Raw genomic sequence first — 24281 nt, forward strand, 5'->3', positions numbered from 1 at the left:
GACCGGGGCCCGCGCCATTTCGCCGGCCTCGCAAAAGCAGGTGCGCGTCATCTTCGGCACCGAGAGCCTGACATCGGGCGTCACCGGCACCGACAGCGCCTATCTCGATGCGCGCGAATGGAAGCTGGCGTCGGGCCGCCCGTTCAGCGATTCCGAAACCCGCTCGGGCACCGGCGTTTGCCTGATCGGCGAAACGGTGCGCCAGCAGTTCTTCGGCGCCGGCGACCCCGAGGGCGAAATCATCCGCGTCAACCGCACCTCCTGCAAGATCATCGGCCTGCTCGAACCCAAGGGCTATACCGGCTTCGGCCAGGACCAGGACAATGTCGTGCTGATGCCGCTGCATGCCTACCAGCGCCGCATCGCCGGAAACCGCGATGTCGACAACATCTATGTCGCCGCCGACGACAGGACGCCGACAAGCGAACTGCTGCCACGCGTCGAGGACATATTGCGCGACACACGCCGCATCACGCCCGATCGCGAGGACGATTTCTCGATCCGCGACATGACCCAGATCGCTGACGCCATGGCCAGCGCCACCACCACCATGACCGGCATGCTCGGTGCCGTCGCCGGCGTCAGCCTGCTGGTCGGCGGCATCGGCATCATGAACATCATGCTCGTCTCGGTGACCGAACGCACCCGCGAGATCGGCATCCGACTGGCTATCGGCGCGCGTGAAAAGCACATCCTGATCCAGTTCCTGGTCGAGGCGACGGTGCTGTCGCTGCTCGGCGGCATCATCGGCATCCTGATCGGCCTGGCACTCGCCGGCCTCGCCTCGGTGACGCTGGCCATACCGTTTGCACCAAGCCCGGCGGTCATTCTGCTTGCCGTTGGTTTCTCGGCGCTGATCGGCATGGTGTTCGGCTTCTTCCCGGCACTGCGCGGCGCAAGGCTCGATCCGATCGACGCGTTGAGGCATGAATAGAGGCGTCACGCGACGTTTCGGCTGTTTATACTTTTTTTGGGAGTTCTTCGCCTCTTCCCTGTCGCTACTCAACCTGCGGTGTTAGTATTATCGTCGGGGCTAATATAACCCGAGGGGGGTGGGGAAGTATGAGCAAGAAAGAGCGCCTGATTTTGGCGATGGTGATCGTTGAGGCCGCCTTGGCAGGCCTCTGGTGGTATCTGGCCAGCTATGGCATGGACAATCCCGATCGCGTCACCGCCGATTTCCAGCAGGTCATCGGCCAGACGATGGGAATGGCGATGGGAGCCTTGCTGGGTCTCGGCGTCATATTGTTCCTGGTAGCCGCCCGCAGCGATCGCAAGGCCATGGCAGGCAAAACGCGTCGTTAGTCCTTCCCGGCGAAATGCCACTCGATCAGTGGCTTCATGTGCCCCATCAGCCCTTCCGGCAGATCGGCGGCGTGGCGGATGATCACCGGCCCCTCGATCTCAGGTTCGGCTTCGGCGGCGACGAAGGCACTGATGCGCCGCGCGATCTCGTCGGCCGGCTCGACAAGCCTATAGCGGCGGAAGATGACCGTGCCGCTCGGCGTGGATAGTGCGTGGTAGCGTTGGCCGCGCGCGGCACCAGACAGATCGATCCCGGTCTCCTCGCCTACCTCGCGGACCATGTTGAAGTCGACGTCGACAAGTCCGTCACGAAAATCGACCGGCTCGAACGAGCCGGCTGCGAAATAGACCCGGCCGGCATTGACAGTGTGCGGCGCCATGCGGATCGCAACCAGCGCGTTGTCGCCGGCGACCAGCATGGCATGGGCATAGGCATGCTCGGCCCCGGCGGCCTGCCGATTGCTGCGCCAGAGCATGAAGGTCGAGTAGCGCACTGCGTGGCAGCGGCCGACCAGACGACTGTCACGATAGCTGAGTGCTGAAAGCAGCACCACGGTGCCATCGAAAAGTGCCGGATTGGCCGCGATTTCCCTTCTCCAATTCTCGGCGATCGCTTGGCGGTTGTCGCGCTCGAACGGATGCGGGCCAGGATCGAGCCGGACGTCGACGGCATCGACCGGCATGATGACATTGCGCGGCAGGTCGAAGCTCATCTTGCTCTGAGGTGTGTTGAGATTCAGGTCAGGCCGAGCCGAAAATGGTGGTTTCCGAGAACCGGAGCGGAGCGGACATTTGGTCCGTGAGCACCGGAAGCGCAGGAAGCCGCCGTTTGCAGGCCGGCATCACCTGAATATCAACACACCTCAGGCCATGTCCAGTGCGATCGCCACCGGACAATGATCGGAGGCTTTCGGCCGGTCCCAGCCGGCGCGCGGAAAACGGTCCACCTCCTGGCCGGCCGGAAATATCGTGCGCCAGGGCTGGCCGTTGCGGATGATATCGGGAACGGCTGTCGCGTTCCTGGCCGCCAGCCCCTTCGACAGCAGGATGTAGTCGAGCTGGCAGAGATGCCGCTCTTGCGGCCCACGTGTGTGGTAGAAGGTCCAGCGATCCATTTCGGGGCGCCGCTCGACCGCGTTTTCACAAAAGCCGCCGGCGGTGAGCGTGTTGAGGCAGGACTGGTTCTCGTTGATCACCTCGAAGCGATAACCGTCGACGGCATCGCCGGTGATCTTCACACGCTGCCGGTAATCGTTCATGTCGCCGCAGATCGCCCAGCGTTTGTCGGCGGCATGATCTCCTCCGAAACGCTCCTCGATGATGCGGCGCACCGCTTGCGCCTCGGCGATGCGGAGCGGCATCGTCGCCTCGCGACCGTCGAGGCCATTTCGAGGCGAGCCCATCGACTTGAAATGCACGAGATAGAGCGTCAGCGGCACGCCGCCTACCTTCAGGTCGATTTCCAGGCAGTCGCGCCGGAAGATGCGGTCGTTGGCCTGGTTCCCCAGTGCGGCCAGTTCCGGCGTGAAGAGGCCGAACTGCTCGAACGTGACATAGGCATGGCTGGTCATGCGCACGAACTCGATCGGCTGGCCTTGCGCCGTCTCGTCGCGCATCATCACGGCGACGTCGATGCCGCGCGAATCGTTGCCGGCGGTGGTGTATTTCTGCCGGTAGCCCTGCCCCACCATCTTGAACAGATAGCCATATTCGAAGGCCTTCAGCGCCTCGATGTTGTCGACCTCCTGCATGCAGATGATGTCGGCCCGGGTGGCGGCGATCGCCAGCGCCGTCAATTGCCGCGTATCGTCGGATTGCGCGATGGCGCGGGCCTGTTCCAGCATCCTGTATTCGGCCTCGCTCTGTATATCGAAAAGCGCCAGCGTGCGATCTTCGTTGAGCTGGTTGCGGTATCCGGAAAAATCGAACCTGTTCATCAGGTTTTCGACATTGAATGTGGCGAGGCGCAGCGTCATGGCGACGAGCTTTGCCCGCAAGCGCGGGAGAAAACAAGGTCGCAGGACCACCAGCGGAGATCGGTTGGTCCTGATGGCATTCCCGTCATGGTTGACGGAACCTTTTCCGTTCATCCTCCGTTCAGACGGAAAGTTCCATCAATGAGGTTCTTCCCCGGGGTATTCTGGGCGTGGGGCCTGAAATCTCTTGGAGAGTGCAATGAACTCGCTCCTTTCTTCCACAGTCAAATCCGGGTTGTTGGCCTTGGGCCTGATCTCCGGCATCACCGCGCCGTCCACCGCCGGCCCGATCATGCAGCCGGATTTCTCGGTGCCCGCCAGCACCGCTACGCCGACGATCACGCCTGTCCGCGATGGGTGGGCGGGCGGCAACAATCCACGCTTCAACGAGTGGCAATGGCGTCGCCATGACGGCCGTCGTTTCTCCAGATCGGGAAATTGGGACCGTGGCGACTGGAACCGTAGAAACTGGAATCGCGGGGATAACTGGCGTTGGCGCCATCATCGCCGCCATTACCGCGGCGGCTATTACGATGATGGTGCAGGCGCCGCGATTCTGGGCCTCGGCCTGGGGCTCGGCCTCGGCAGCATGTACAATAACTACAACTACTACGACGCGCCGGCGCCGCGCCGCTATTATCGTGCAGGGTCCAGCGCTCACGTCCGGTGGTGCTACAATCGTTACCGCTCGTATCGCGCCTGGGACAACACGTTCCAGCCCTATAACGGCCCCCGCCAGCAGTGCTGGTCGCCTTATAGCTGAGCCAAGCAACCGTCGAATTCTCGACCGGCGCCGCACCTTGCGGCGCCGTTTTCATTGGATTTTTCATCTTCCACGCGCCGTCAGGCGAGAAATAGCGACGCTGCCGTCAAAGATAACACGATCTTTATCAGACCGGCCTAACTATCGTGGCGATCGCTCCGCCTGACACATGCGACGATCGCCCAAGGAATGATCGGCGGATTTGCACGATGGCCGAAGACGAACACAGGGACAAACACCGGCAGCGCGTGCTGAAGGGCGCGACGATCCTGACCGGCGTGACCAATTCCGAGGTCACCTGCACGGTGCGCAACATGCATGCCGGCGGCGCGGAACTGAAAGTCTCGCCCGACGCACGCGTACCCGACGAGTTTCTGCTCTATGTGCCGGTCGATGGCATCGCCTACAAGGCAGTGGTCCGCTGGCGCCGCCAGGACCGCCTCGGCGTGATGTTCACCGGCACCGAACCGAAGCCACACTGGCACTACGGCTGAACAGCCGAGATTTCGCCGGCCAGGCGATGCCGGCCGGCTGGAAGAAAAGCCGGCGGATCGCTCCGCCGGCTTGCGTTTTTTTGGAAGACTGGGTCGCGGGATCAGTTCTTGGCCTTATCAACCAGCTTGTTCTTCGAGATCCACGGCATCATCGCGCGCAGCTTGGCGCCGACTTCCTCGATCTGGTGGCTGTCGTTCATGCGGCGGATGCCCTTGAAGCGCGACAGGCCGGCGCGGTATTCCTGCATCCATTCCGAGGTGAACTTGCCGGTCTGGATATCCTTCAGCACGCGCTTCATCTCGGCCTTGGTGTCGGCGGTGATGATGCGTGGGCCCGAAACATATTCGCCCCATTCGGCGGTGTTCGAGATCGAGTAGTTCATGTTGGCGATGCCGCCCTCATAGATCAGGTCGACGATCAGCTTGACCTCGTGCAGGCACTCGAAATAGGCCATCTCGGGCGCATAGCCGGCTTCCACCAGCGTCTCGAAGCCGGCGCGGATCAGTTCGACCAGGCCGCCGCACAGCACCACCTGCTCGCCGAACAGGTCGGTCTCGCATTCCTCGCGGAAATTGGTCTCGATAATGCCAGAACGGCCGCCGCCGACGCCGCAGGCATAGGACAAAGCCAGATCGAGCGCATTGCCCGAAGCGTCCTGGTTGACCGCGACCAGGCACGGCACGCCGCCGCCCTTCTGGTATTCGCCGCGCACCGTGTGGCCGGGACCTTTCGGCGCGATCATGACGACGTCGACCGAGGCCTTCGGCTCGATCAGGCCAAAATGCACGTTAAGGCCATGGGCAAAGGCGATCGCCGCCCCGTCGCGGATGTTCGGCGCGATCTCGTTTTTGTAGATGTCGGCCTGCAATTCGTCCGGCGTCGCCATCATCATCAGGTCGGCCCATTTGGCGGCGTCCGCCACGCTCATCACCTTGAGCCCGTCGGCCTCGACCTTCTTGGCGGTCGCCGAGCCGGCCTTGAGGCCGATGGCAATGTCCTTGGCGCCGGAATCCTTCAGGTTGAGCGCATGCGCCCTGCCCTGGCTGCCATAGCCGATGATGGCAACCTTCTTGCCTTTGATCAGATTGAGATCGGCGTCGCGATCGTAATAGACACGCATCTTTCTTCCTTCCCGTTTTGAATTCAGAGCATGATGCCGAAAAGTGTGAAGCGGTTTTCGGACGACATCATGCTCTATCTCTTTGATTTAGAGCCGGATTCAGATTTCAGGTCGACTTGACCTGAAATCATCCGGCCCTAGGGGTCCTGCGGCCCGGTTTTTGCTCCGTGAAGAGCGAGAAACTGCTGCGTCGCCCGGACGGCATCGCCGCCGATCGCCGCATCAGTCAATTCCAGCCGGTCGCCGAGCAGAAGGCGCATCTGCACATCGCGGGCGACCAGCCCGAAAAAGGTGCGGAACGCCGTTTCGGCGTCCGAAAAGTCGAGAAGCCCGGCTTGCCGGCCTGCCTCCAGCACCGGCTTCAGGCGTCTTGCCAGCGCGAAGCGGCCGTTCTCCAGCACGATGGCGCCGAGATCGTCCTTACCGGAACCGGCATGGCCGACCGCCACCCGGTTCAGCGCGATCGATGTGTCGCTCGAAATCACCTTGAGCCAGTCGGAGGCGAAACGCTCCAGGCTGGCCGTCAGCGAGGCGAGGTAGAGCCCCTTGCCATCGACCGGCACCACCCGCACCTTGGAGGCTTGCCACTGCACCGTCGCGGTCAACAGCCCATCGCGGTCACCGAACCATTTGTAGAGCGTTTCCTTGGAACAGCTTGCGCGGCGCGCCACTGCGGTCATCGTCAGGTTATCGCCCTCTTCGACCAGCAGGCGAAGGGCCGCATCCAGCACGGCCTGCTGCCGCTGCGTCAGCGCTTCGCTGGTGTCGAAGTCGGTGCTTGCCTGCAACAAAACTTCCCGCCTTGCGAAATCAGAGTACCGTACGTTACGGTTCGGCATTCCTATGGCGTATTGTCCGAACCGGTGCAAGTCTTTAATTTCTGTGTTGGATTTCTGTGTTGGTCCGCTACGCCAAACGGTTTATCGCGAAAGATGGCGGTTTATCGCGGAGATAAGGATGTTCGCGGGTTTGCTCGCCTTGACCGTCGCCGCCGCCTTCGCGGGCGCCGCCATCTATGTCAGCGTCGCCGAACAACCCGCGCGCCTTCGGCTCGATGACCGGGCGCTGCTGCAGGAATGGCAACCTTCCTACAAGCGCGGCGCCGCCATGCAGGCGTCGATAGCAGTTGTCGCCTGTATTCTTGGCGTCATCGCCTGGTGGCAGACCGGCATTCTCGCCCATCTGATCGGCGCGGTGCTGATCATTCTGCCCTGGCCATGGACGCTGATCGTGATGATGCCGACAAACCGGTTGCTGGAAGCGATGGATGCGGCCGTTACCAATCCGGATGCCCGCAACCTGATCGTCAAATGGGGCAATTTCCATCTGGTTCGCGCGGCACTTGGCGTGCTGGCGGCATTGGCCTTCCTTGCGGGCAGCGCTTGACGTCACGGTGATCTGCCTGTCGAACGATCTGACCACTCCGCTTCCACAAACCAGATCCGCCTGAACGGATCGATCACCGTTCCCGCCACCATCGAGGCAAGGATCTTCGGCACTGGCGGGATTCTCGCAACCGTCGCCACCAGCTTGTCGCGGACGAACGGCATCACCAGCGAATCCGACTGATAGAACGGCGTCAGCGCCAGCGACAGCGCCTGGAAGACCCGCACATGCCACCGTCGCGCCTGGACATAAGCCTCCAGCGCGGCGTCGATACTGCCCGTGCGCAGCAGCGCATAATTGAGCGCCGCGGCGTCGAGCAGCGCCATGTTCGCGCCTTGCCCGAGCTGCGGACTGGTCGAATGCGCCGCGTCGCCGATCACGGCCACTCGCCGGCCAGCCGGCCGCCTGAGTGTGTGATGGCCGTAGCGCGCCAGCGAAAGCCGTTCGAAACTGTCGATCTGGCTGGTGTACGCTTCGCATTCCGGCCACAGCCGGACCACCCTCGCCTTCCACGCTTCCAGGCCCACGGCCCGCACGCTTTCGACGTCCGCCGGCTTCAGGCTCCAGAAGAACGCCGCCATCTTTTCGGCACCCGGCTCCGGCCGGCCGATCGGCAGCACGCCGATCATCACGCTCGCTTTGTCATAGCGCTGCAGCAGCGCGTTCTCGTCGAAACCATCGCCGCGCCAGCCGAGCGAAGCCCAGAACGCGCCATAGGCGAGTGGCCGCGGCTCACCCGGATCTTGCAGGCACCGTCGCAGTTTGGAGCGCGAGCCGCTGGCATCGACGACGAGGTCGAACGGCCCTGCCCTGCGTCCATTGCCGCAAATCAGCACCACCCGTTCGCCGGTCTCCAGCGTGTCGGCCTCGATGCCGGTTTCGATGGCGATTGCTTCGCGCCGGGCAGCGCGCAATAGCACGCCGAACAAGGCCGCGCGGTGCACCGCCAAGCCGAATCGACCACCGCGCTGGGCATCGTAGCGCACATCGAGCACAGTGCGGCCGGTCCTGGCGCCAGCGCCACGCAGGCGATCGATGCGGCTGCCCAGCGCCAATATGTCGTCAAGCAGGCCAAGATCGGCGAGCACCGTCAGTCCGGTCGGCTGCAGGATCAGCCCGGAGCCAACCGGCTTTGGCTCGTCAAACCGCTCGAAGATCGTGACCCGATGCCCGGCGCGCTTCAGATAGAGCGCGGCGGCCAGCCCCGCCGGCCCGGCGCCGGCAATCGCGATGTCGAGAGAATTGCCCATGGCCCGCCGAATCCCGCCCAGGCCGGACAATCCTTCAGCGGCATTGGCAAATCAAGCTACAGGCTCACCAGGATCAGGTGGCGGCGGCATCAAAGGCGGCGCGCGCGTCGCGCACCGCGCTGTGGTTGCGTTCGGCCCACTGGATCAACTCATGCAAAGGGCCGAACATCGAGCGTCCCAGATCGGTGAGGCTGTATTCGACGCTGGGCGGCTTGGTCGCAAACACCTCGCGATGCACGTAGCCGTCACGCTGCAGATCGTGCAGCGTCTGGGTGAGCATGCGCTGCGAGATGTCGGGCACCAGCCGCCGCAATTGACCGAAACGATACGGCTTCTCCGATAGCGCCATCACCAACAGTGAACTCCATTTGCCGCTGATGCCCTGGATCACATCGCGGACGGGACAGTCGGCAAAGCTGGCGCCGGCATCGGCCATGGCTTTGTAGATCTCGATCTTCGATTTGAGATTGAAGACATTGCCGTCCATCGCTGGTTCCTTGCGTGTGCCTACCTCCCGCAAAACTGCCTTCTTTACGAGGGTCGGTCAATTCCTATTTTAGTGCTGCTCTCTTTTTGAGACTATGTGCACCCGCCGCTTCGGCGCAAAGACAGGACCTCCCATGACCGAAACCCTTCTCGTCACCGGCGCTTCCGGCCAGCTTGGCCGCGCCGTCATTCGCCATCTGCTGGACACGCTCAAGGTTGCGCCCGCGCGCATCATCGCCACCACGCGCAATCCGGAAAACCTTACCGACCTGGCGGCACACGGCGTCGCCATCAGGACTGCCGACTTCGATGATACGGCGTCACTCGCCAGCGCATTCAAGGGCGCCGACAGGGTTCTGATCATCTCGACCGGCGAGATCGACATTGTTCACGGCAAGCGGCTGAAGCAGCATCGGAACGCGGTTACGGCGGCCAGGCAAGCCGGCGTCTCGCATCTGCTCTACACCTCGATGCCCAACCCGGAGCCGGTATCGCCGGTGCTGTTTGCCGGCGACCATTACGGCACCGAACAGGCGATCAAGGAGAGTGGTATCCCCTATACGATCTTCCGCAACGGCTGGTATCAGGAGAACCTGTTCATGTCGCTGCCGCATGCCATCGCCTCGGGGCACTGGTACACATCCGCGGCCGACGGCCGCATCGCCCATGGCGCCCGTGACGACATGGCAGCGGCAATCGCCGCCGGCCTCGCTTCGGACGCGACCGAAAGCACAACATACACGCTGACGGGTCCGCAGGCCTACACGGTGGCCGAGATCGCAGCCCTCGTGACCGAAGTCACCGGCAAGCCTATCGAGGTCGTCCAGCTTACGGACGAGGCCCTGACCGAGGGGCTGAAGGCAGCAGGCATCCCGGAAGGCTTTGCCCCCATCATCGTTTCCTTCGACACCAACACGCGCTCCGGCCGCATCGGCATGGTGACCGATGCGATCGAGACGCTGTCAGGCAGGAAGCCGCGATCGCTGGAACAGTTCCTTAAAGCAAACAAGGCGGCACTCGCCGGCTAAGCGGCGTTCTGTATGGCCAGGGCATGTCGAGATTCAGGTCAGGCCGAGTCGAGAATGGTGGGTTCCGAGAACCGGAGCGGAGCGTACTTAAAGTACGTGAGCACCGGAAGCGCAGGAAACCGCCATTCGCAGGCCGGCCTCACCTGAATATCGGCATGCCCTAGATTGCCACCTGCGTGCCGATCTCGACCACGCGTCCGGTCGGGATCTGGAAATACTCCGTCGCATCCGCCGCCGTGCGCGCCAGTCCGATGAACAGCTTGTCCTGCCACACCGGCATGCCTGAATTGGGCGACGCCTTGAGCGAGCGCCGCGACAGGAAGAACGATGTCGTCATGATGTCGAACTTCCAGCCCTGTTTGCGGCAGATCGCCAGCGCACGTGGGATGTTGGGCTGCTCCATATAGCCGAAGGTCAGGGTCACCCGCATGAACAGATCGTTGAGCGTCTCCATCTTGACCCGCTCGCTGTCGGGGACGATGGGCTGCGGCGCCGTCACCACCGAAAGGATGACGTTCTGCTCGTGCAGCACCTTGTAGTGCTTCAGGCTGTGCATCAGCGCGGTCGGCGCGCTGAGCGGATCGCTGGTCAGGAACACGGCCGTGCCGGACACAAGCTGCGGCTTCTTCTTCAACAGGTTGCCGGCAAGGAAATCGAGCGGAATCTCGTTGCGGCGGGTCTTGTCGAACAGATAGCGGCTGCCGCGGATCCATGTGGACATGATCAGCCCCATGGCGCAGGCGACCGTGATCGACACCCATCCGCCTTCGAGGATCTTCACAACATTTGCGAGGAAAAATCCGGTATCGATCGAGCCGAAGAGCAGGGCGAGCGCGGCTGCGAGCGCAAGCTGCCACTTCCAGCGGAAACGCATCACCACGAACAGCAGGATGGTCGTCATCAGCATTTCGCCGGTCACCGAGATGCCATAGGCGGAGGCCAGCGCACTCGAACTGCCAAAGCCGACGACCAGCAGCATCACCCCCAGCGCGATCAGCAGGTTGACGCGCGGCATGTAGATCTGGCCGAGTTGCATCTCGGAAGTATGCTGCACCTCGATGCGTGGCAGCAGATTGAGTTGCACTGCCTGGCGGGTCAGGGAAAAAGCCCCTGAGATCACCGCTTGGCTGGCGATGACCGTCGCTGCCGTTGCCAGGCCGACCATCGGCATCAAAGCCCAGTCGGGCAGCATCTGGAAGAACGGATTGGTGGGTTTGCCGCCATTAGCCAGGACGAAGGCGCCTTGTCCGAAATAGTTGAGCAGCAGGCAGGGAAACACGACGGAAAACCATGCCAGCACGATCGGCTTGCGCCCGAAATGGCCGAGGTCGACATAAAGGGCCTCGGCCCCGGTGACCGCAAGGAACACCGCTCCGACCGTGACGAAGGCTCCGGTGGGGGCATTGGCCAGATAAGCGATCGCGTAATAGGGATTGATCGCCAGCAGGACCGACGGATCGTCAGCAAGATGATAGAGCCCGGCGGCGCCGATGGCCAGGAACCACACCGCCGTCACTGGCCCGAACACGGCCGCCACCCTGCCGGTGCCAAAGCGCTGCACTGCAAAAAGAATTGCCAGGATGACCAGCGTGATGGGAACCACGTAGGCATCCAGCGCCGGGGTCACCACCTCCAGGCCCTCGACCGCCGAAAGCACCGAGATGGCTGGCGTGATGATCGCATCGCCGAAAAAAAGCGCTGCGCCGCAAAGCCCGATTCCCAGAATGAGCCGGGCTCCATTGGGGTAGGCGCTGCGCGCAAGCGACATCAGCGACAGCGTGCCGCCCTCGCCGTTGTTGTCCGCCCTGAGCACGAAAGCGACATATTTTATCGTGACGATGATCGTCAGCGCCCAGACGATGAGCGACAGCACGCCGAGGACATCGCCGCGTCCCACCGGTCCCGACGACGCGTGTAACGCCTCGCGGAACGCATAGATCGGGCTGGTGCCGATATCGCCATAGACCACGCCGAGCGCGCCCAGCATCAGAACCTTGGTGCTGTGCTGTTCGACCTCAGAATGGCTCGATTGTTCGACGGGTTCTGCCTCACTACCAGTGTTGGCAAGGGCCATGGACGACACTCCGATAAGCGCGCGGTGCTCTACGCTTGCTGCAATGCAATATCAAGTGCCGCTGCGTAATCGCTTCCATGCGGGTAATGCAACGCTGCCATCTCTACCACCCGCAAGCTTTCAGGAACCGCCCCACCGTGCCGGCCATGCCATACTCCAATGCGTCGGCTGTCAACCCGTGCCCGATCGATACTTCGGCCAAGGCCGGGATGCGCTTGACCAATGCCGGCAGGTTCGCCACCACCAGATCGTGCCCGGCATTGACCTGCAGCCCGGCGGCAAGTGCGGCATCCGCGGTTTTTCCCAGTCTTTCCAGCTCCTTCGCCGCCTTTGCCGAATCGGAATGATAACTGCCATAGGGGCCGGTATAGAGCTCGATACGATCCGCCCCGGTGTCGCGCGCGGCCCCGATGCCGTCCGGATCGGCATCGGAAAACAGCGACACGCGCAAGCCTCCTTTTTTCAGGCGCTTCACGATCGGTGTCAGGAACGCCGATTCTCCGGCGAAATTCCAGCCGTGGTCCGAAGTAGCCTGGGCAGGGTCGTCGGGCACCAGCGTCACCTGCTCGGGCTGGTGCTTTTCCACCAGCGCCAGGAAATCCTCGCTCGGATAGCCCTCGATGTTGAATTCCGCCCTGGGGAATTCGTCGTCGATCAGCGCCCTGATCTCCGGCAGGTCGGAATGCCTGGTGTGCCGCTCGTCGGGCCGCGGATGCACCGTCAGCCCATGCGCGCCCGCCGCAAGGGCAAGGCGCCCGAGCCCGATCACGCTTGGCCATGGCAGGTCGCGCCGGTTGCGCAGCATGGCGATGGCGTTGAGGTTGACGGAGAGCTTTGCGGGCATTTTTCTGGTCCGGTCTAATCTTGGCGCGCATCTATAGCGTCTTTGAAGGGAACAGACAGGGGGTTTTCGGTGTTCCAAGGTGGACTATCGCGTCCACCGAAGGAGGTCCCGTGAATTTTCTCGACGAGGTGCCGGCCGTCCGCCGCATCGATACCAGCCGCGCCGATCTTTTCGCAGTCGATGTCGTCGGCCATGTCACGTCCGCGGATGCGGAGAATTTGTTCGGCCTGCTGGAGGCGGCTTATGCGCTGCACGACAGGATCGACGTTCTGGTGCGTCTGGTCGACCATGACGGCGTCGACTGGGCCGAGGTGTCGGACGAGACGATCGAACAGGGCACGGCTGACGCCGTGGCGCATATCGGCCGCTGTGCGGCAATCGGCGAGCCAAACTGGATATCGGGCGCACAAGGCATGCTGCCTGCCTCCGTGCCAATCGAATTCCGCCATTTCGCGGCCGAAGACGAAGCGGCCGCCTGGGAATGGCTGGCCGCCACCCCGATCAGTCCACCGGTGATGCCGGCAGGATCGTGATGGTGACGCGGGATCGGTCTATCTGACGATGGTCAACCGTTCGGCAGCGCGGGTGATGGCGGTGTAGAGCCAGCGCTGGCGGGTTTCCTTGAACGCCCAGCTTTCGTCGAACAGCACGATCTCGTTCCATTGCGAGCCCTGTGCCTTGTGCACGGTCAGCGCATAGCCATAGTCGAAATCGTCGAAGCGCTTTTTCTGCTGCCAGGGGATATCAGCGTCCGGATCCTCGAACGCCGCCTTGAGCAGCTTGATCTTGGCAACGCCGCGGTCCGGGTCGTCTTCTTCCGGCGAGACCAACAGGTTGATGCCAGGCTTCACCGTCTCGCGCGACGAGGTCATCACCTTCCACAGCGAGCCGTTGAGCAGACCCTTGGCGGGATCGTTGCGCAGGCAGACGAGCTTGTCGCCGGCCTGCGGATAATCGGCATTGAACCCTTTCAGCTCGCGCAGCCGATGATTATAGCGTCGCCGCGTCCTGTTGGTGCCGACCAGCACTTGGTCCGCCTTCAGCACTAGTTCCTGGGTGACGTCCTCCTTGCCGATCACCTGCGCCGTGCCATAGTCGCCGCGCATGAATTCGCGGCCCTCGCGCACATCGAGCGCCAGCCGCAGGATCGGGTTGTCGCGCGCCTGCCGATGGATCTCGGTGAGCAGGATGTCCGGCTCATGGTCGGTGAAGAAACCGCCGCCCGAGATCGGCGGCAACTGGCCGGGATCGCCGAGAACCAGGATTGGCGTGCCGAAACTCATGAGGTCACGGCCAAGCTGCTCGTCGACCATCGAGCATTCGTCGATGACGACGAGCTTGGCGCGCGATATCGGGCTTTGCCGGTTGAGCGAGAAGGTTGGCGACATCGAGGTTTTCCCGGTCACCTCGTCGGCCACCGATTCCTCGCCCTTCGGCCGGTAGATCAGCGAATGGATGGTGCGGGCATTGACAGCGCCCTTCGAGCGCAGCACCTGCGCCGCCTTGCCGGTGAAGGCGGCGAACTGCACCTGGCCGTCGACATGCTCGGCGAAATAGCGCGCCAGCGTCGTCTTGCCGGTGCCGGCAAAGCCGAACAGCCGGAAGACCTGCGGTCGCCCCTCTTTGAGCCAGCCGGCAACCGCCTTCAGAGCTTCATCCTGTTGGGGGGAAAATTCCATCAGAGCGAGAGACCGGATTCGCAGGACAAAGACAAGATAGCTGCCATCACGTCAATGCTATCGATGGACAAGGCTAGCAGGCGCAAACTGGAACGTAAAGGGAACGAAGACTGTCGGGCACGACCTATCCGGTCGGGCCGCCACGACCTTCGGTCGGTCTGGGATCGTTCTCCAGCAGGATCGGCTTGCCATGGGGTGTCGCATGCGCCGCGCGCTCCCAGGCCGCGGCCAGCGCATCGACATCGCCTTTGCCGGCAACGCCCTTGGCTGCAAGCAGCCTTTCCAGCGCCGCCAGCCAGTGCTCGTAGTAGTCATGGCCGTCGCTTGCCGCACCGGGCTTCTTCACCTCGGCGGACAACGCCTCAGCCCATTCGCCCCAGGAAAACAGGCCCTTGTCGTGCAATGCCACCGTCATGGCGAAGGCTTCCGCTTGCCACGGCTCAGCGAACACCGGTTCGTCGAAACCTGCCGGCATTGAGGGCTCAGGCCGGCTCAAGATAGCTCTCCCAGGCGTCGATCGAGACCGTCAGCGTCGGGTCGGCCCCCTCGCCCCAGATCTCGGTGCCCTCGAACACCACCGTGTAGACCCATTGCGGGTTCTCACCCTTGCCATGCGCATTGCTGTCGGGGAAGACAAAGCCATCGCGCACGGCCTCGATCGTTCCCCGCTTGCCGCGTGCATAGCGCGGCAGCCGCGTATGGCCGGTCGGATGAAAATTCTTCGTCCGCACGCGGTCGCCCGGGCTGAAGCGCGCCGGCGTCGAAACCGGCCGGTTGCAAGGCCCGCCCTTGGCCAGCACACCAGGCACGTCAGCGGCCTTCAGCACCCTCTTCGGCGTCGCTGCCCGATCGATTGCCCGGCCCTCGGCCAGGTCGCGTTCGCTGACGAAACCATGGCGCTTGAGCAGGGTTTCCAGCGCCTTGATCCAGATCTGGTAGTAGCTCGAGGAATAGTAGTCCGCCGGATGCAGCGATTCCCGTGCATGCCGGCTCTCGTCGAGACTCCACGCCCCCATGGCGCCGGCGGTGAGCGTCACGCCAAGCGCCCGCCTTTCCCAGGCGGCGTGGAAATACGGCTCATCCTTCTCGGGCGCGACCGGCCCGAACCCCATCTGCCCACCGAGATCATGCGGTCCGTTCATGCCGGTTCCTTCGCCAGAGCCGTGCCGATCATCGCGTCGCGGCTCACCAGATCGGCCAGCCGCTCCTCGCTCCAGCCCTCGGTGCCATCAGGCCGCATCGGCACCACGAGGTAACGCAGCTCGGCGGTGGAATCCCATACCCGGATTTTTGTCGTCGTCGGCAGCGTCAGCCCGAATTCCTCGAGCACGCCGCGCGGATCGATCACCGCACGCGAGCGATAGGGCGGCGCCTTGTACCAGACCGGCGGCAGGCCGAGCACCGACCATGGGTAGCAGGAGCACAGCGTGCAGACGACGAGGTTGTGTGTCTCCTGGCTGTTGAACACCGCCTGCATGTGCTCGCCTTGCCGGCCGGTATAGCCCAGCGATTCGATCGCCGCCGTCGCATCGCGTTTCAGCCAGGCGGCGAAGTCGGCATCGACCCAGGCCTTCGCCACTACCCTGGCGCCGTTGCGCGGGCCGATTTTCGTCTCGTAGGTATCGACGATGACGTCGATGGCGGCCGGGTCGATCAGGCCCTTCTCGGTGAGGATCGTCTCCAGCGCGCGCACCCGCGCCGCAAAAGGGTCGAGCTCGTTGTCGTGGTCATGATCATGGGACATGGCCCCAAACTACGATTCCCCGCAGCCGGCCGCAAGCATGGCGCCTTGGGCCAGCCTATTCCGCCGCTGCCTTTTGCGGTTCGACCATGTCCTCCTCGGGGCCGAACAGCGAAGGCTGCTCGTCACTTTCCACCGCATGCAGCGCCGGTCGCTTCTTCTTCGAGAAAAAGCCGAGCAGCCAACCGGAGAAATTCTCGAAATAGACATAGATGACCGGCGTGACGAACAGCGTCAGCGCCTGCGAGGCAAGCAGGCCGCCGACGACGGCGACGCCGAGTGGCTGGCGCAGTTCGGCGCTGGCGCCGGTGCCGAGCGCGATCGGAAAGGTGCCCATCAGCGCTGCGAGCGTCGTCATCATGATCGGCCTGAAACGCATCAGGCAGGCCTTGTGGATGGACTCCTTGGCGGACATGCCCTCGCGCCTGAGTTCCAGCGCGACATCGACCATCATGATGCCGTTCTTCTTGACGATGCCGATCAGCATCAGGATGCCGATCACCGCGATCACCGAGAGGTCCATGCCGGCAAAGCGCAGTGCAGCCACGGCGCCCAGCACGGCCGACGGCAGGCCGGTCAGGATGGTGAGCGGATGGATGAAGCTCTCATAGAGGATGCCGAGAACGATATAGATGGTGAGAATGGCGCCGCCGATCAGCAGGCCCTGATTGGCAAGCGAATCCTGGAACGTCTTGGCCGTGCCGGCGAAGCTGGTCGAGATCGCCTTCGGCATGCCGATCTGCTCCTTCAGCGCGGCGATGCGGGCGGTACTGTCGCCAAGCGCCACGCCCTGCGGCAAATTGTAGGAGATCGTCACCGCCGGCAGCTGGCCGAGCTGGTTGACCGTCAAGGCGCCAGCGGTGCGATCGACGCGGGCAAAGGCGCCGAGCGGCACCAGGCTGCCGCTGGCCGTCCTCACCTGGATCGCAAGCATGCGTTCAGGCGACCATGCGATCCGAGGATCGAGTTCCATGACCACCTCATAGCTGTCCGCCGAGCCGAAAATCGTCGAAACCTGCTCAGTGCCGAAACCGCCATAGAGGCTGGAGCGCAGCGTGTCGGTATCGATGCCGAGCGTCGCTGCCTTGTCACGGTCGACGACCAGTGTCGCCTGGAGCGCGTTGTTCTGCAGGTCGCTGGTGACATCGGTGAAGAACTTGTGGTCGGCGGCCATCGCGTCGTTCAGCTTTTGCGCCCAGATGTCCGTGGCTCCATTGTCGAGCCCCTGGACGACCAACTGATAGGCGCTGGCGGAGGACCGTGAGCCGAGCCTGAGGTTCTGCACAGGCTGCATATAGGTCTCGATCCCTGCAACATTGGCCAGTTGGCGCCTCAGGTCCGAAAGCACCTTCTCGAGGTCGGGGCGTTGGTCCTTCGGCTTCAACTGGACGAAGAGTCGTCCCTGGTTGAGCGCATTGTTCCCGCCGCCCACGGACCACGCCACATGGTCGACATAGGGTGAATGGGAAAAGACATTCGCTACCTGGCCCTGGAGTTTCGCTATGGCGTCGAACGAGATGTCCTGACGGGCGACGGTCGTGACCGATATCTGGCCGATATCTTCCTGTGGGAAGAAGCCCTTCGGGGAAATCTGGATCAGCCAGACCGATGCTGCCGCCGTTCCGACGAAGACCAGGAACACCAGGAAAGTGTGGCGCAGGCAGAAGGTCAAAACCCGGTCGTAGCCGCGTGTGAAGAGGTCGTGCCTGTGGCCGCCACCATGCGCTTCGCGATCGGCCTTCGTCACCGACAGAAGCCGTGAGCACAGCATCGGCGTGAGCGTCAGCGAGACGAACATCGACGCCAGGATGGCGACTGTCACCACGACGGCGAACTCGTTGAAGATGCGGCCGATGACGCCGCCCATCAAAAGCACGGGGATGAACACCGCCACCAGCGAGATCGAGATCGAGATGATGGTGAAGCCGATTTCGCGCGCACCCTTCAGCGCGGCGTCGAATGCCGAGAGCCCATCCTCTTCCATATGACGGAAGATGTTCTCCAGCATGACGATGGCGTCGTCGACGACGAGGCCGACAGCCAGCGTCAGCCCCATCAGCGATATGTTGTCGATGGAAAAGCCGAACAGGAACATCGCGCCGAGCGTTGCGATCAGCGAGATCGGCACGGCAACGGCCGGGATGATGGTCGCCGTCACCCGGCGCAGGAACACGAAGATCACCATCACCACCAGGGCGATGGTCAACAGCAGCGTGAACTGCACGTCGTCGACGGCCTGGCGGATCGAGGTTGAACGGTCGTTGAGCAGCTTGATGCTGGCGGCGGCCGGCATCTGGTCCTGGAAGGACGGCAGCATCGCCTTGACCTTGTCGACGACGTCGACCGTGTTGGCGTCGGGCTGGCGCTGCACGGCCATGATGATGGCGCGCGTGCCGTCATACCAGCTCGCCGTCGTCGTGGTCTCGACCGAGTCGATGACGCGGGTCACCTCGCCCAAACGCACCGGATGGCCGTTCTTGGTGGCGATGATGATATTGGAAAAGCCCGCCGCGTTGGTCAGTTGCGTGTTGGCGGTGATCGTCAGTTGCTGCTTGTCGTTCTGCAGCACGCCGAGCGGCGTGTTGCTGTTGGCCGACGCGATCGCTGCCTGCAACTGGTCGATCGAGATGCCGCGCGCGGCGAGCGCGGTCGGGTCGATCTGCACGCGCACGGCATATTTCTGCTGGCCGAAGATGGAAACTTGGGCCACGCCGTCGATGGTCGACAGGGACGGCGAGATCACGTTCTCGGCGAAAGCGTCGAGATCGGTCAGCGGGACCGTATCGCTGACCAGCGACATCAGCAGGATTGGTGCGTCGGCCGGATTGACCTTGCGGTAACTGGGCGGCGCGGTCATCTCCGGCGGCAAGGATTTCTGCGTTCGCGCGATTGCCGCCTGCACGTCCGCGGCGGCCGCGTCGATGTCGCGATTGAGCACGAACTGGATGGCGATCGAGGTCTGGCCAAGCGAGTTGGAGGTCGAGATCGAATCGATGCCGGCGATGGTGGCGAACTGCTTGATCAGCGGTGTCGCCACCGAGGTCGCCATGGTTTCCGGCGAGGCGCCGGGCAGCGACGCCGAGACATTGACCACCGGGAATTCGGCGCTGGGGAGTGCTGCCACCGGCAGGAACTTGTAGGCAAACAAGCCGCCCAGCACCAGCGCGAACGACATGAGCAGGGTGGCGACAGGCCTGCGGATGCAGAATTCGGAGATCATGGCTGCGTCCCGCTCGCCTTGTCGACTTGCGCGACCTTGGGAGCAGCCTGATCGCCACCGGCCACCTTGCCCTCGTGCACCGCGGCGCCATCCTTCAGCCTGGTCTGGCCCTCGACGACCACCTTCTCGCCGCTCCTCAAGCCATCGCTGATGGCGCTGTTCTCGCCCTCTGTCAGCGCCACCTGCACCGGCCGCATCTCGACGGTGTTGTCCGGCTTGACGACATAGACAAACGGTCCCTTCTGGCTCGGTTGGACAGCGACCGTCGGAACCGAAATCATCTGCGGCATGATGCCGGCATTGAGCACAACATTCACATATTGACCCGGCCACAGCGACATATCGGCATTGGGCACGCTCGCCCGCGTTGCGATCGTGCCGGAGGCGGTGTCGACGCTTGAATCGACGAAATCGAGCGTGCCCTTGCCGATCGGCATCGGATCGCCGTCCTTGGTCAGCGTCACCGCCCCTTGTTGCGGCGAGGCCAACGCCTTGTGCAGCAGCGCGAGATTGCTTTCCGGCAGATTGAAGTTCACCTGCAGCGGGTCCATCTGCGTGATCGTCACCAGCGGCGTCGTCGACGAACTGTTGCCGTTGCTGGTGGTGACGAGATCGCCGAGCGATACATTGATCGCGCCCAGCCGGCCGGTGATCGGCGCCGAAATGGTCGCGTAGCTTAACTGGACGGCGTCGGCATCGAGCGTCGCCTTGTCGGCGTCGATGGTTGCGGCCGCCGCCTTCTGTGCCGCCAGTGCCTGATCATAGGTCTGCTGCGTGCCGGCCTGCCTGGCGACGAGATCCTTGGCGCGCTGAAGATCCGCCGTGGCGCTGACGAGCATCGCCTGATCCTTGACGAGCGTCGCCTGATCCTTGGCCAGTTGCGCCTTCAGCGCGCGATCGTCGAGCGAGAACAAAAGATCGCCAGCCTTCACCATCTGCCCGTCCTTGACCGCGATCGAGACGATCTGGCTGGACATCCGGGCATTGATACTGACCACGGCGGGTGACGAGACGAAGCCGATGGCATAGCGGCGGATCGGGAAATCGGCCGTCGAAGCGGTGGCCGCGACGATCGAGGCTGAACGCGCGCCATTGCCCCCGCCTGCCTTGTCGGCGCCCGGCTTGCCCGCGCCCGACTTGTCAGCGGCCGCGGTCTGCTTCGGCGATATGAGCTGCTGAACCTTGCTCATCGCCGTCGGCGAAAGATAGAGGCCTGCCCCTGCCAGGCAGGCTGCCGCGACCACTGCAAGGACGATTTTTCCGCGCATCGACAACATGCCCTCTCATCCGACACGCCGAACCCGGTGGTCTCAAATCACGGCGTCCTGCCGCGAATTCGCGGAGTAGATAGGACACGCCTTAGGCGGAAAAGGGCCAAAACGCGGCATTACGAAGATTTAATGTGCACTGCACAATAAGACGGCACCAAAGCGCGTGGCATTCAGGGAACCTCGCCCGAAGCGTTCAATGCGCGCCTTTGGGCGGCAAACATCACCTCAGCATCGGCCACAGCGTGGCCGCCAAGAGCACGCCCATGGCGATGTTGAACCATTTCAGCCGCACCGGATCGGACAGGAAACCGCGCAGCGCCGTGCCGAAACCCGCCCACACCGATACGCTCGGCAGGTTGACGATGGCGAACGCCATCGAGACCAGCACCACCGACAGAAACGGATGGTCCGCGTCGCTGTAGATGGCCATGGCAGTGATCGCCATCACCCATGCCTTGGGATTGACCCACTGGAACGCCGCCGCGTCGATGAAGCGCATCGGCATTGCCGTCGCCTCGCCCTTGCTGGTCATCGATCGTGACATCGCGATCTTCCAGGCGAGATAGAGCAGATAGACGCCGCCGGCGATCTTCAATCCGGTGTGCAGCACCGGAAACGCCGTCAGCACCGCGCCAAGCCCGAAGCCGACGGCCAACAGCAGCACGAGGAAGCCGATGCCGATGCCCAGCATGTGCGGCACGGTCCTGACGAAGCCGAAATTCACGCCCGAGGCCAGCAGCATGAAATTGTTCGGCCCCGGCGTGACCGAGGTCACGAAGGCGTAAACCAGCAGGGCAAGGAAGGCATCGAGGGACATGGACTGAGCGCCGGGGCGTCACATCCCCTGCGGGCCGCGATTCATCGCCGCCACGCCGGTGCGGCAGATTTCGACCAGGCCAAGCGGCTTCATGATGGCGATGAACTGGTCGAGTTTGGAGCCCTTGCCGGTGATCTCGAAGATGAAATGCTCGGTGTTGGCGTCGATGACGCTGGCGCGGAAGGCGTCGGCGAGCCTCAGCGCCTCGACGCGGGCTTCACCGGTGCCGGCCACTTTCACCAGCGCCAGTTCCCGCTCCATCGGCCGTTCCTGGCCGAGTTCCTGCGAGCGCACGGTGAGGTCGACGACGCGGTGCACTGGCACGATGCGCTCGAGCTGGTGCTTGATCTGCTCCAGCACATGCGGCGTGCCACGCGTCACGATGGTGATGCGCGACAGATGCTTCTCGTGCTCGGTCTCGGACACGGTGAGGCTCTCGATGTTGTAGCCGCGACCGGAGAACAGGCCGATGACCCGGGCAAGCACGCCGGGCTCGTTGTCGACCAGCACGGAAAGCGTGTGATTCTCGGGCTTTTCCGTCTCCTTGGCGATGAAATAGGCCGAACCGGTGGGTTGAAGCTGTGCGTTCATGACATGAATCTCGATTTCAAACTCTTGAGCTAATTCTGTGTTTCCGCACGGCTTCTTCCGACAGCCCTGCCTCGGCTGGGCGTTACACCAGCTCCCTGCCCTTGGCGTCGATGGCGTTGGCCACCGCCTCGTCCGTCGCCTCGTCGGGCAAGAGCATCTCGTTATGCGCCTTGCCCGACGGGATCATCGGGAAGCAGTTGGCGAGCGTTGCCACCCGGCAGTCGAAGATCACCGGCTTCTTCACCGCAATCATCTCCTTGATCGCGTCGTCCAGCTCGTCTGGCTTCTCGCAGCGTATGCCATGGCCGCCATAGGCTTCGGCCAGCTTGACGAAATCCGGCATCGCCTCGGTGTAGGAATGCGACAGCCGGTTGCCATGCAGCAGCTGCTGCCACTGCCGCACCATGCCCATATATTGGTTGTTGAGGATGAAGATCTTGATTGGCGCCTCGTGCTGCACGGCCGCGCTCATCTCCTGCATCGTCATCTGCACCGAGGCATCGCCGGCAATGTCGATGACCAGCGCATCCGGGTGCGCGATCTGCACGCCGAGCGCCGCCGGCAGGCCATAGCCCATCGTGCCCAGCCCCCCCGAGGTCATCCAGCGGTTCGGCTTCTCGAAATGATAATGCTGCGCGGCCCACATCTGGTGCTGGCCGACCTCGGTGGTGATGTAGGTGTCCATGTCCTTGGTCAGCGCGTAGAGCCGCTGGATCGCATATTGCGGCATGATCACGTCGTGGTTCATCTTGTAGGCAAGCGAATCGCGCGCGCGCCATTTCGCGATCTGCTCCCACCATGGATGGAGCGCCTTCTTGTCGGCCTTGGCGCTGGCTCGCCACAGCCGCACCAGATCCTCCAGCACCCGGCCGACATCGCCAATGATCGGCACGTCGGTGCGGACGTTCTTGTTGATCGACGACGGATCGATGTCGATGTGGATCTTCTTCGAATTCGGCGAGAACGCGGTGAGCCGCCCGGTGATGCGGTCGTCGAAGCGCGCGCCGATGCAGATCATGACGTCGCAATCATGCATGGCCATGTTGGCTTCATAGGTGCCGTGCATACCCAGCATGCCCAGCCAGTTCTTGCCCGACGCCGGATAGGCGCCGAGGCCCATCAGCGTCGAGGTGATGGGAAAGCCGGTCAGATCGACCAGTTCGCGCAGCAAATGGCTGGCCTCCGGACCGGAATTGATGACGCCGCCGCCGGAATAGATGATCGGCTTCCTGGCGCCGGCCATCAGCTCGACCGCCGCCTTGATCTTGTCGAGGTCGCCCTGGACTTTCGGCTGGTAGCTGGTACGCGGCGCCGTCTGCGGCGGCACATAGATGCCCTTGGCGAACTGCACGTCCTTCGGAATGTCGACCACGACCGGACCCGGACGCCCGGTCGTCGCGACATGGAAGGCTTCGTGGATGATTGCGGCGAGATCGTTGACGTCCTTGACCAGCCAATTGTGCTTGGTGCAGGGCCGCGTGATGCCGATTGTGTCGCATTCCTGGAAAGCATCGGAGCCGATCAGCGAGGTCGGCACCTGCCCGGTCAGGCAGACCAGCGGGATTGAATCCATCAGCGCATCCTGCAAGGGCGTCACCGCATTGGTGGCGCCCGGCCCGGACGTCACCAGCAAGACGCCGGCCTTGCCTGTCGAGCGCGCATAGCCTTCCGCCGCATGGCCGGCGCCCTGCTCATGGCGCACGAGGATGTGCTCGACCTCGTCTTGCTGGAAAATTTCATCGTAGATCGGAAGAACCGCGCCGCCCGGATAGCCGAAAACATGCTTGACGCCATTGTCCTTCAGCGCCTGCACCACCATTTCGGCGCCCGTCATCTCACGCCGCTCGTTCTGTCCGTTGCTCATCGGTCTGGTCCCGTATTGGTTCGCCGTCTGGCGATTGCTGGTCGTTTAGTTGTGTTTTGGGCAATAAAAAAGGCCCCCGAGGGAGCCTGTGTCTTGCGCATGGGAGGTTTTCGCCCGGCGGTTACACCGCCTTGCCCACGCGCTCTCCTACTACGAGAATGAGTGCTGTTTTCATGGTGGCGGACAATAGAATTGGTTTTACGCCGCTGTCAACGGCGAATGTGAGTGACATTGACCGGATCAATCACCGCTTCGAGTCGTCTGTTTCGCCGCAAGACACCGTTTCAGCAGTATCCTGGTAGCGCCAGAGTCTCGATAAGTTGCTGAAAAAGCGCCAAACTATTTGACGACGTGACGCGGCTCACATTTTG

Annotated in this window: 24 protein-coding genes; 7 read left to right on the forward strand and 17 right to left on the reverse strand. The window is 63.0% G+C overall.

Features of this window, described 5'->3' with window-relative positions; all coding sequences use genetic code 11:
* Together CN311_RS20650 and CN311_RS20655 are read left to right on the forward strand one after the other, a co-directional pair.
* On the forward strand, nucleotides 1–934 hold a 934-nt coding region (locus CN311_RS20650; RefSeq protein WP_097575565.1), incomplete at its 5' end, for an ABC transporter permease.
* A 128-nt stretch (nucleotides 935–1062) separates the two neighbouring features.
* Nucleotides 1063–1305, forward strand: coding sequence for a hypothetical protein (locus CN311_RS20655; protein WP_097575566.1), 243 nt, complete (start codon nucleotides 1063–1065; stop codon nucleotides 1303–1305).
* Here CN311_RS20655 and CN311_RS20660 read toward each other — a convergent pair.
* Together CN311_RS20660 and CN311_RS20665 are read right to left on the reverse strand one after the other, a co-directional pair.
* Nucleotides 1302–2018, reverse strand: a complete 717-nt coding sequence (locus CN311_RS20660; protein ID WP_097575567.1) for a hypothetical protein — start codon at nucleotides 2016–2018, stop codon at nucleotides 1302–1304. The two genes, CN311_RS20655 and CN311_RS20660, sit on opposite strands and share 4 nt — an antisense overlap.
* Nucleotides 2019–2168: 150 nt before the next feature.
* Entirely contained in the window at nucleotides 2169–3281 is a 1113-nt protein-coding gene (locus tag CN311_RS20665) for an endonuclease/exonuclease/phosphatase family protein (protein WP_097575592.1), read from the reverse strand.
* Nucleotides 3282–3480: 199 nt separating this feature from the next.
* Between CN311_RS20665 and CN311_RS20670 the strand changes: the two genes are divergently transcribed.
* Both CN311_RS20670 and CN311_RS20675 read left to right on the forward strand, forming a co-directional pair.
* Nucleotides 3481–4044, forward strand: coding sequence for a BA14K family protein (locus tag CN311_RS20670; RefSeq protein WP_097575568.1), 564 nt, complete (start codon nucleotides 3481–3483; stop codon nucleotides 4042–4044).
* A gap of 209 nt (nucleotides 4045–4253) precedes the next feature.
* Nucleotides 4254–4538, forward strand: coding sequence for a PilZ domain-containing protein (locus CN311_RS20675; protein WP_097575569.1), 285 nt, complete (start codon nucleotides 4254–4256; stop codon nucleotides 4536–4538).
* Nucleotides 4539–4639: 101 nt separating this feature from the next.
* Here the strand turns inward: CN311_RS20675 and ilvC are convergent, their stop codons facing one another.
* Both ilvC and CN311_RS20685 read right to left on the reverse strand, forming a co-directional pair.
* The gene (ilvC, locus tag CN311_RS20680; RefSeq protein ID WP_097575570.1) at nucleotides 4640–5659 is read right to left on the reverse strand and encodes a ketol-acid reductoisomerase; all 1020 of its coding nucleotides are present in this window, start codon (nucleotides 5657–5659) and stop codon (nucleotides 4640–4642) included.
* Between the two features lie 137 nt (nucleotides 5660–5796).
* Nucleotides 5797–6498 (reverse strand): TetR/AcrR family transcriptional regulator, encoded by a 702-nt coding sequence (locus tag CN311_RS20685; RefSeq protein WP_097575571.1) that lies wholly within the window; start codon nucleotides 6496–6498, stop codon nucleotides 5797–5799.
* A gap of 118 nt (nucleotides 6499–6616) precedes the next feature.
* Between CN311_RS20685 and CN311_RS20690 the strand changes: the two genes are divergently transcribed.
* Complete coding sequence (locus CN311_RS20690; RefSeq protein WP_097575572.1) at nucleotides 6617–7045, forward strand: anthrone oxygenase family protein; 429 nt, start codon at nucleotides 6617–6619, stop codon at nucleotides 7043–7045.
* Nucleotides 7046–7047: 2 nt separating this feature from the next.
* Here the strand turns inward: CN311_RS20690 and CN311_RS20695 are convergent, their stop codons facing one another.
* Both CN311_RS20695 and CN311_RS20700 read right to left on the reverse strand, forming a co-directional pair.
* Entirely contained in the window at nucleotides 7048–8295 is a 1248-nt protein-coding gene (locus CN311_RS20695) for an FAD-dependent oxidoreductase (protein WP_097575573.1), read from the reverse strand.
* Between the two features lie 73 nt (nucleotides 8296–8368).
* Nucleotides 8369–8782, reverse strand: coding sequence for a winged helix-turn-helix transcriptional regulator (locus CN311_RS20700; protein WP_097575574.1), 414 nt, complete (start codon nucleotides 8780–8782; stop codon nucleotides 8369–8371).
* Nucleotides 8783–8915: 133 nt separating this feature from the next.
* Here CN311_RS20700 and CN311_RS20705 point away from each other — a divergent pair, with 133 nt between their 5' ends.
* Nucleotides 8916–9809: an SDR family oxidoreductase gene (locus CN311_RS20705; protein ID WP_097575593.1), complete on the forward strand. Its 894-nt coding sequence runs from the start codon at nucleotides 8916–8918 to the stop codon at nucleotides 9807–9809.
* A gap of 160 nt (nucleotides 9810–9969) precedes the next feature.
* Here the strand turns inward: CN311_RS20705 and CN311_RS20715 are convergent, their stop codons facing one another.
* Both CN311_RS20715 and CN311_RS20720 read right to left on the reverse strand, forming a co-directional pair.
* Nucleotides 9970–11883, reverse strand: a complete 1914-nt coding sequence (locus CN311_RS20715) for a potassium transporter Kup (protein ID WP_097575575.1) — start codon at nucleotides 11881–11883, stop codon at nucleotides 9970–9972.
* 103 nt (nucleotides 11884–11986) lie between these two features.
* Nucleotides 11987–12727, reverse strand: coding sequence for a pyridoxine 5'-phosphate synthase (locus CN311_RS20720; RefSeq protein WP_097575576.1), 741 nt, complete (start codon nucleotides 12725–12727; stop codon nucleotides 11987–11989).
* Between the two features lie 110 nt (nucleotides 12728–12837).
* Between CN311_RS20720 and CN311_RS20725 the strand changes: the two genes are divergently transcribed.
* On the forward strand, nucleotides 12838–13260 hold the full coding sequence (locus CN311_RS20725; protein ID WP_097575577.1) for a SpoIIAA family protein: 423 nt from the start codon (nucleotides 12838–12840) through the stop codon (nucleotides 13258–13260).
* An 18-nt stretch (nucleotides 13261–13278) separates the two neighbouring features.
* Here the strand turns inward: CN311_RS20725 and CN311_RS20730 are convergent, their stop codons facing one another.
* From CN311_RS20730 to CN311_RS20770, 9 genes are all read right to left on the reverse strand, one after another.
* Complete coding sequence (locus tag CN311_RS20730) at nucleotides 13279–14406, reverse strand: ATP-dependent DNA helicase (RefSeq protein ID WP_097575578.1); 1128 nt, start codon at nucleotides 14404–14406, stop codon at nucleotides 13279–13281.
* A gap of 124 nt (nucleotides 14407–14530) precedes the next feature.
* On the reverse strand, nucleotides 14531–14881 hold the full coding sequence (locus tag CN311_RS20735; RefSeq protein ID WP_165779784.1) for a nitrile hydratase accessory protein: 351 nt from the start codon (nucleotides 14879–14881) through the stop codon (nucleotides 14531–14533).
* Between the two features lie 7 nt (nucleotides 14882–14888).
* Nucleotides 14889–15548 (reverse strand): nitrile hydratase subunit beta, encoded by a 660-nt coding sequence (gene nthB, locus CN311_RS20740; RefSeq protein WP_097575580.1) that lies wholly within the window; start codon nucleotides 15546–15548, stop codon nucleotides 14889–14891.
* Nucleotides 15545–16150: a nitrile hydratase subunit alpha gene (gene nthA / locus CN311_RS20745; protein ID WP_097575581.1), complete on the reverse strand. Its 606-nt coding sequence runs from the start codon at nucleotides 16148–16150 to the stop codon at nucleotides 15545–15547. The genes nthB and nthA overlap by 4 nt, the downstream gene beginning before the upstream one ends.
* A 55-nt stretch (nucleotides 16151–16205) precedes the next feature.
* Nucleotides 16206–19367, reverse strand: a complete 3162-nt coding sequence (locus CN311_RS20750; RefSeq protein ID WP_097575582.1) for an efflux RND transporter permease subunit — start codon at nucleotides 19365–19367, stop codon at nucleotides 16206–16208.
* Nucleotides 19364–20635: an efflux RND transporter periplasmic adaptor subunit gene (locus CN311_RS20755; protein WP_097575594.1), complete on the reverse strand. Its 1272-nt coding sequence runs from the start codon at nucleotides 20633–20635 to the stop codon at nucleotides 19364–19366. The genes CN311_RS20750 and CN311_RS20755 overlap by 4 nt, the downstream gene beginning before the upstream one ends.
* A gap of 223 nt (nucleotides 20636–20858) precedes the next feature.
* A complete protein-coding gene (locus CN311_RS20760) occupies nucleotides 20859–21455 on the reverse strand; it encodes a LysE family translocator (RefSeq protein ID WP_097575583.1) in 597 nt (198 codons plus the stop codon).
* 18 nt (nucleotides 21456–21473) lie between these two features.
* The gene (gene ilvN / locus CN311_RS20765) at nucleotides 21474–22046 is read right to left on the reverse strand and encodes an acetolactate synthase small subunit (RefSeq protein ID WP_008876572.1); all 573 of its coding nucleotides are present in this window, start codon (nucleotides 22044–22046) and stop codon (nucleotides 21474–21476) included.
* An 82-nt stretch (nucleotides 22047–22128) separates the two neighbouring features.
* A complete protein-coding gene (locus CN311_RS20770) occupies nucleotides 22129–23910 on the reverse strand; it encodes an acetolactate synthase 3 large subunit (protein WP_097575584.1) in 1782 nt (593 codons plus the stop codon).
* Nucleotides 23911–24281: the final 371 nt, after the last annotated feature.

The sequence above is a fragment of the Mesorhizobium sanjuanii genome (assembly GCF_002529485.1).
GTDB classification, from domain to species: domain Bacteria; phylum Pseudomonadota; class Alphaproteobacteria; order Rhizobiales; family Rhizobiaceae; genus Mesorhizobium; species Mesorhizobium sanjuanii.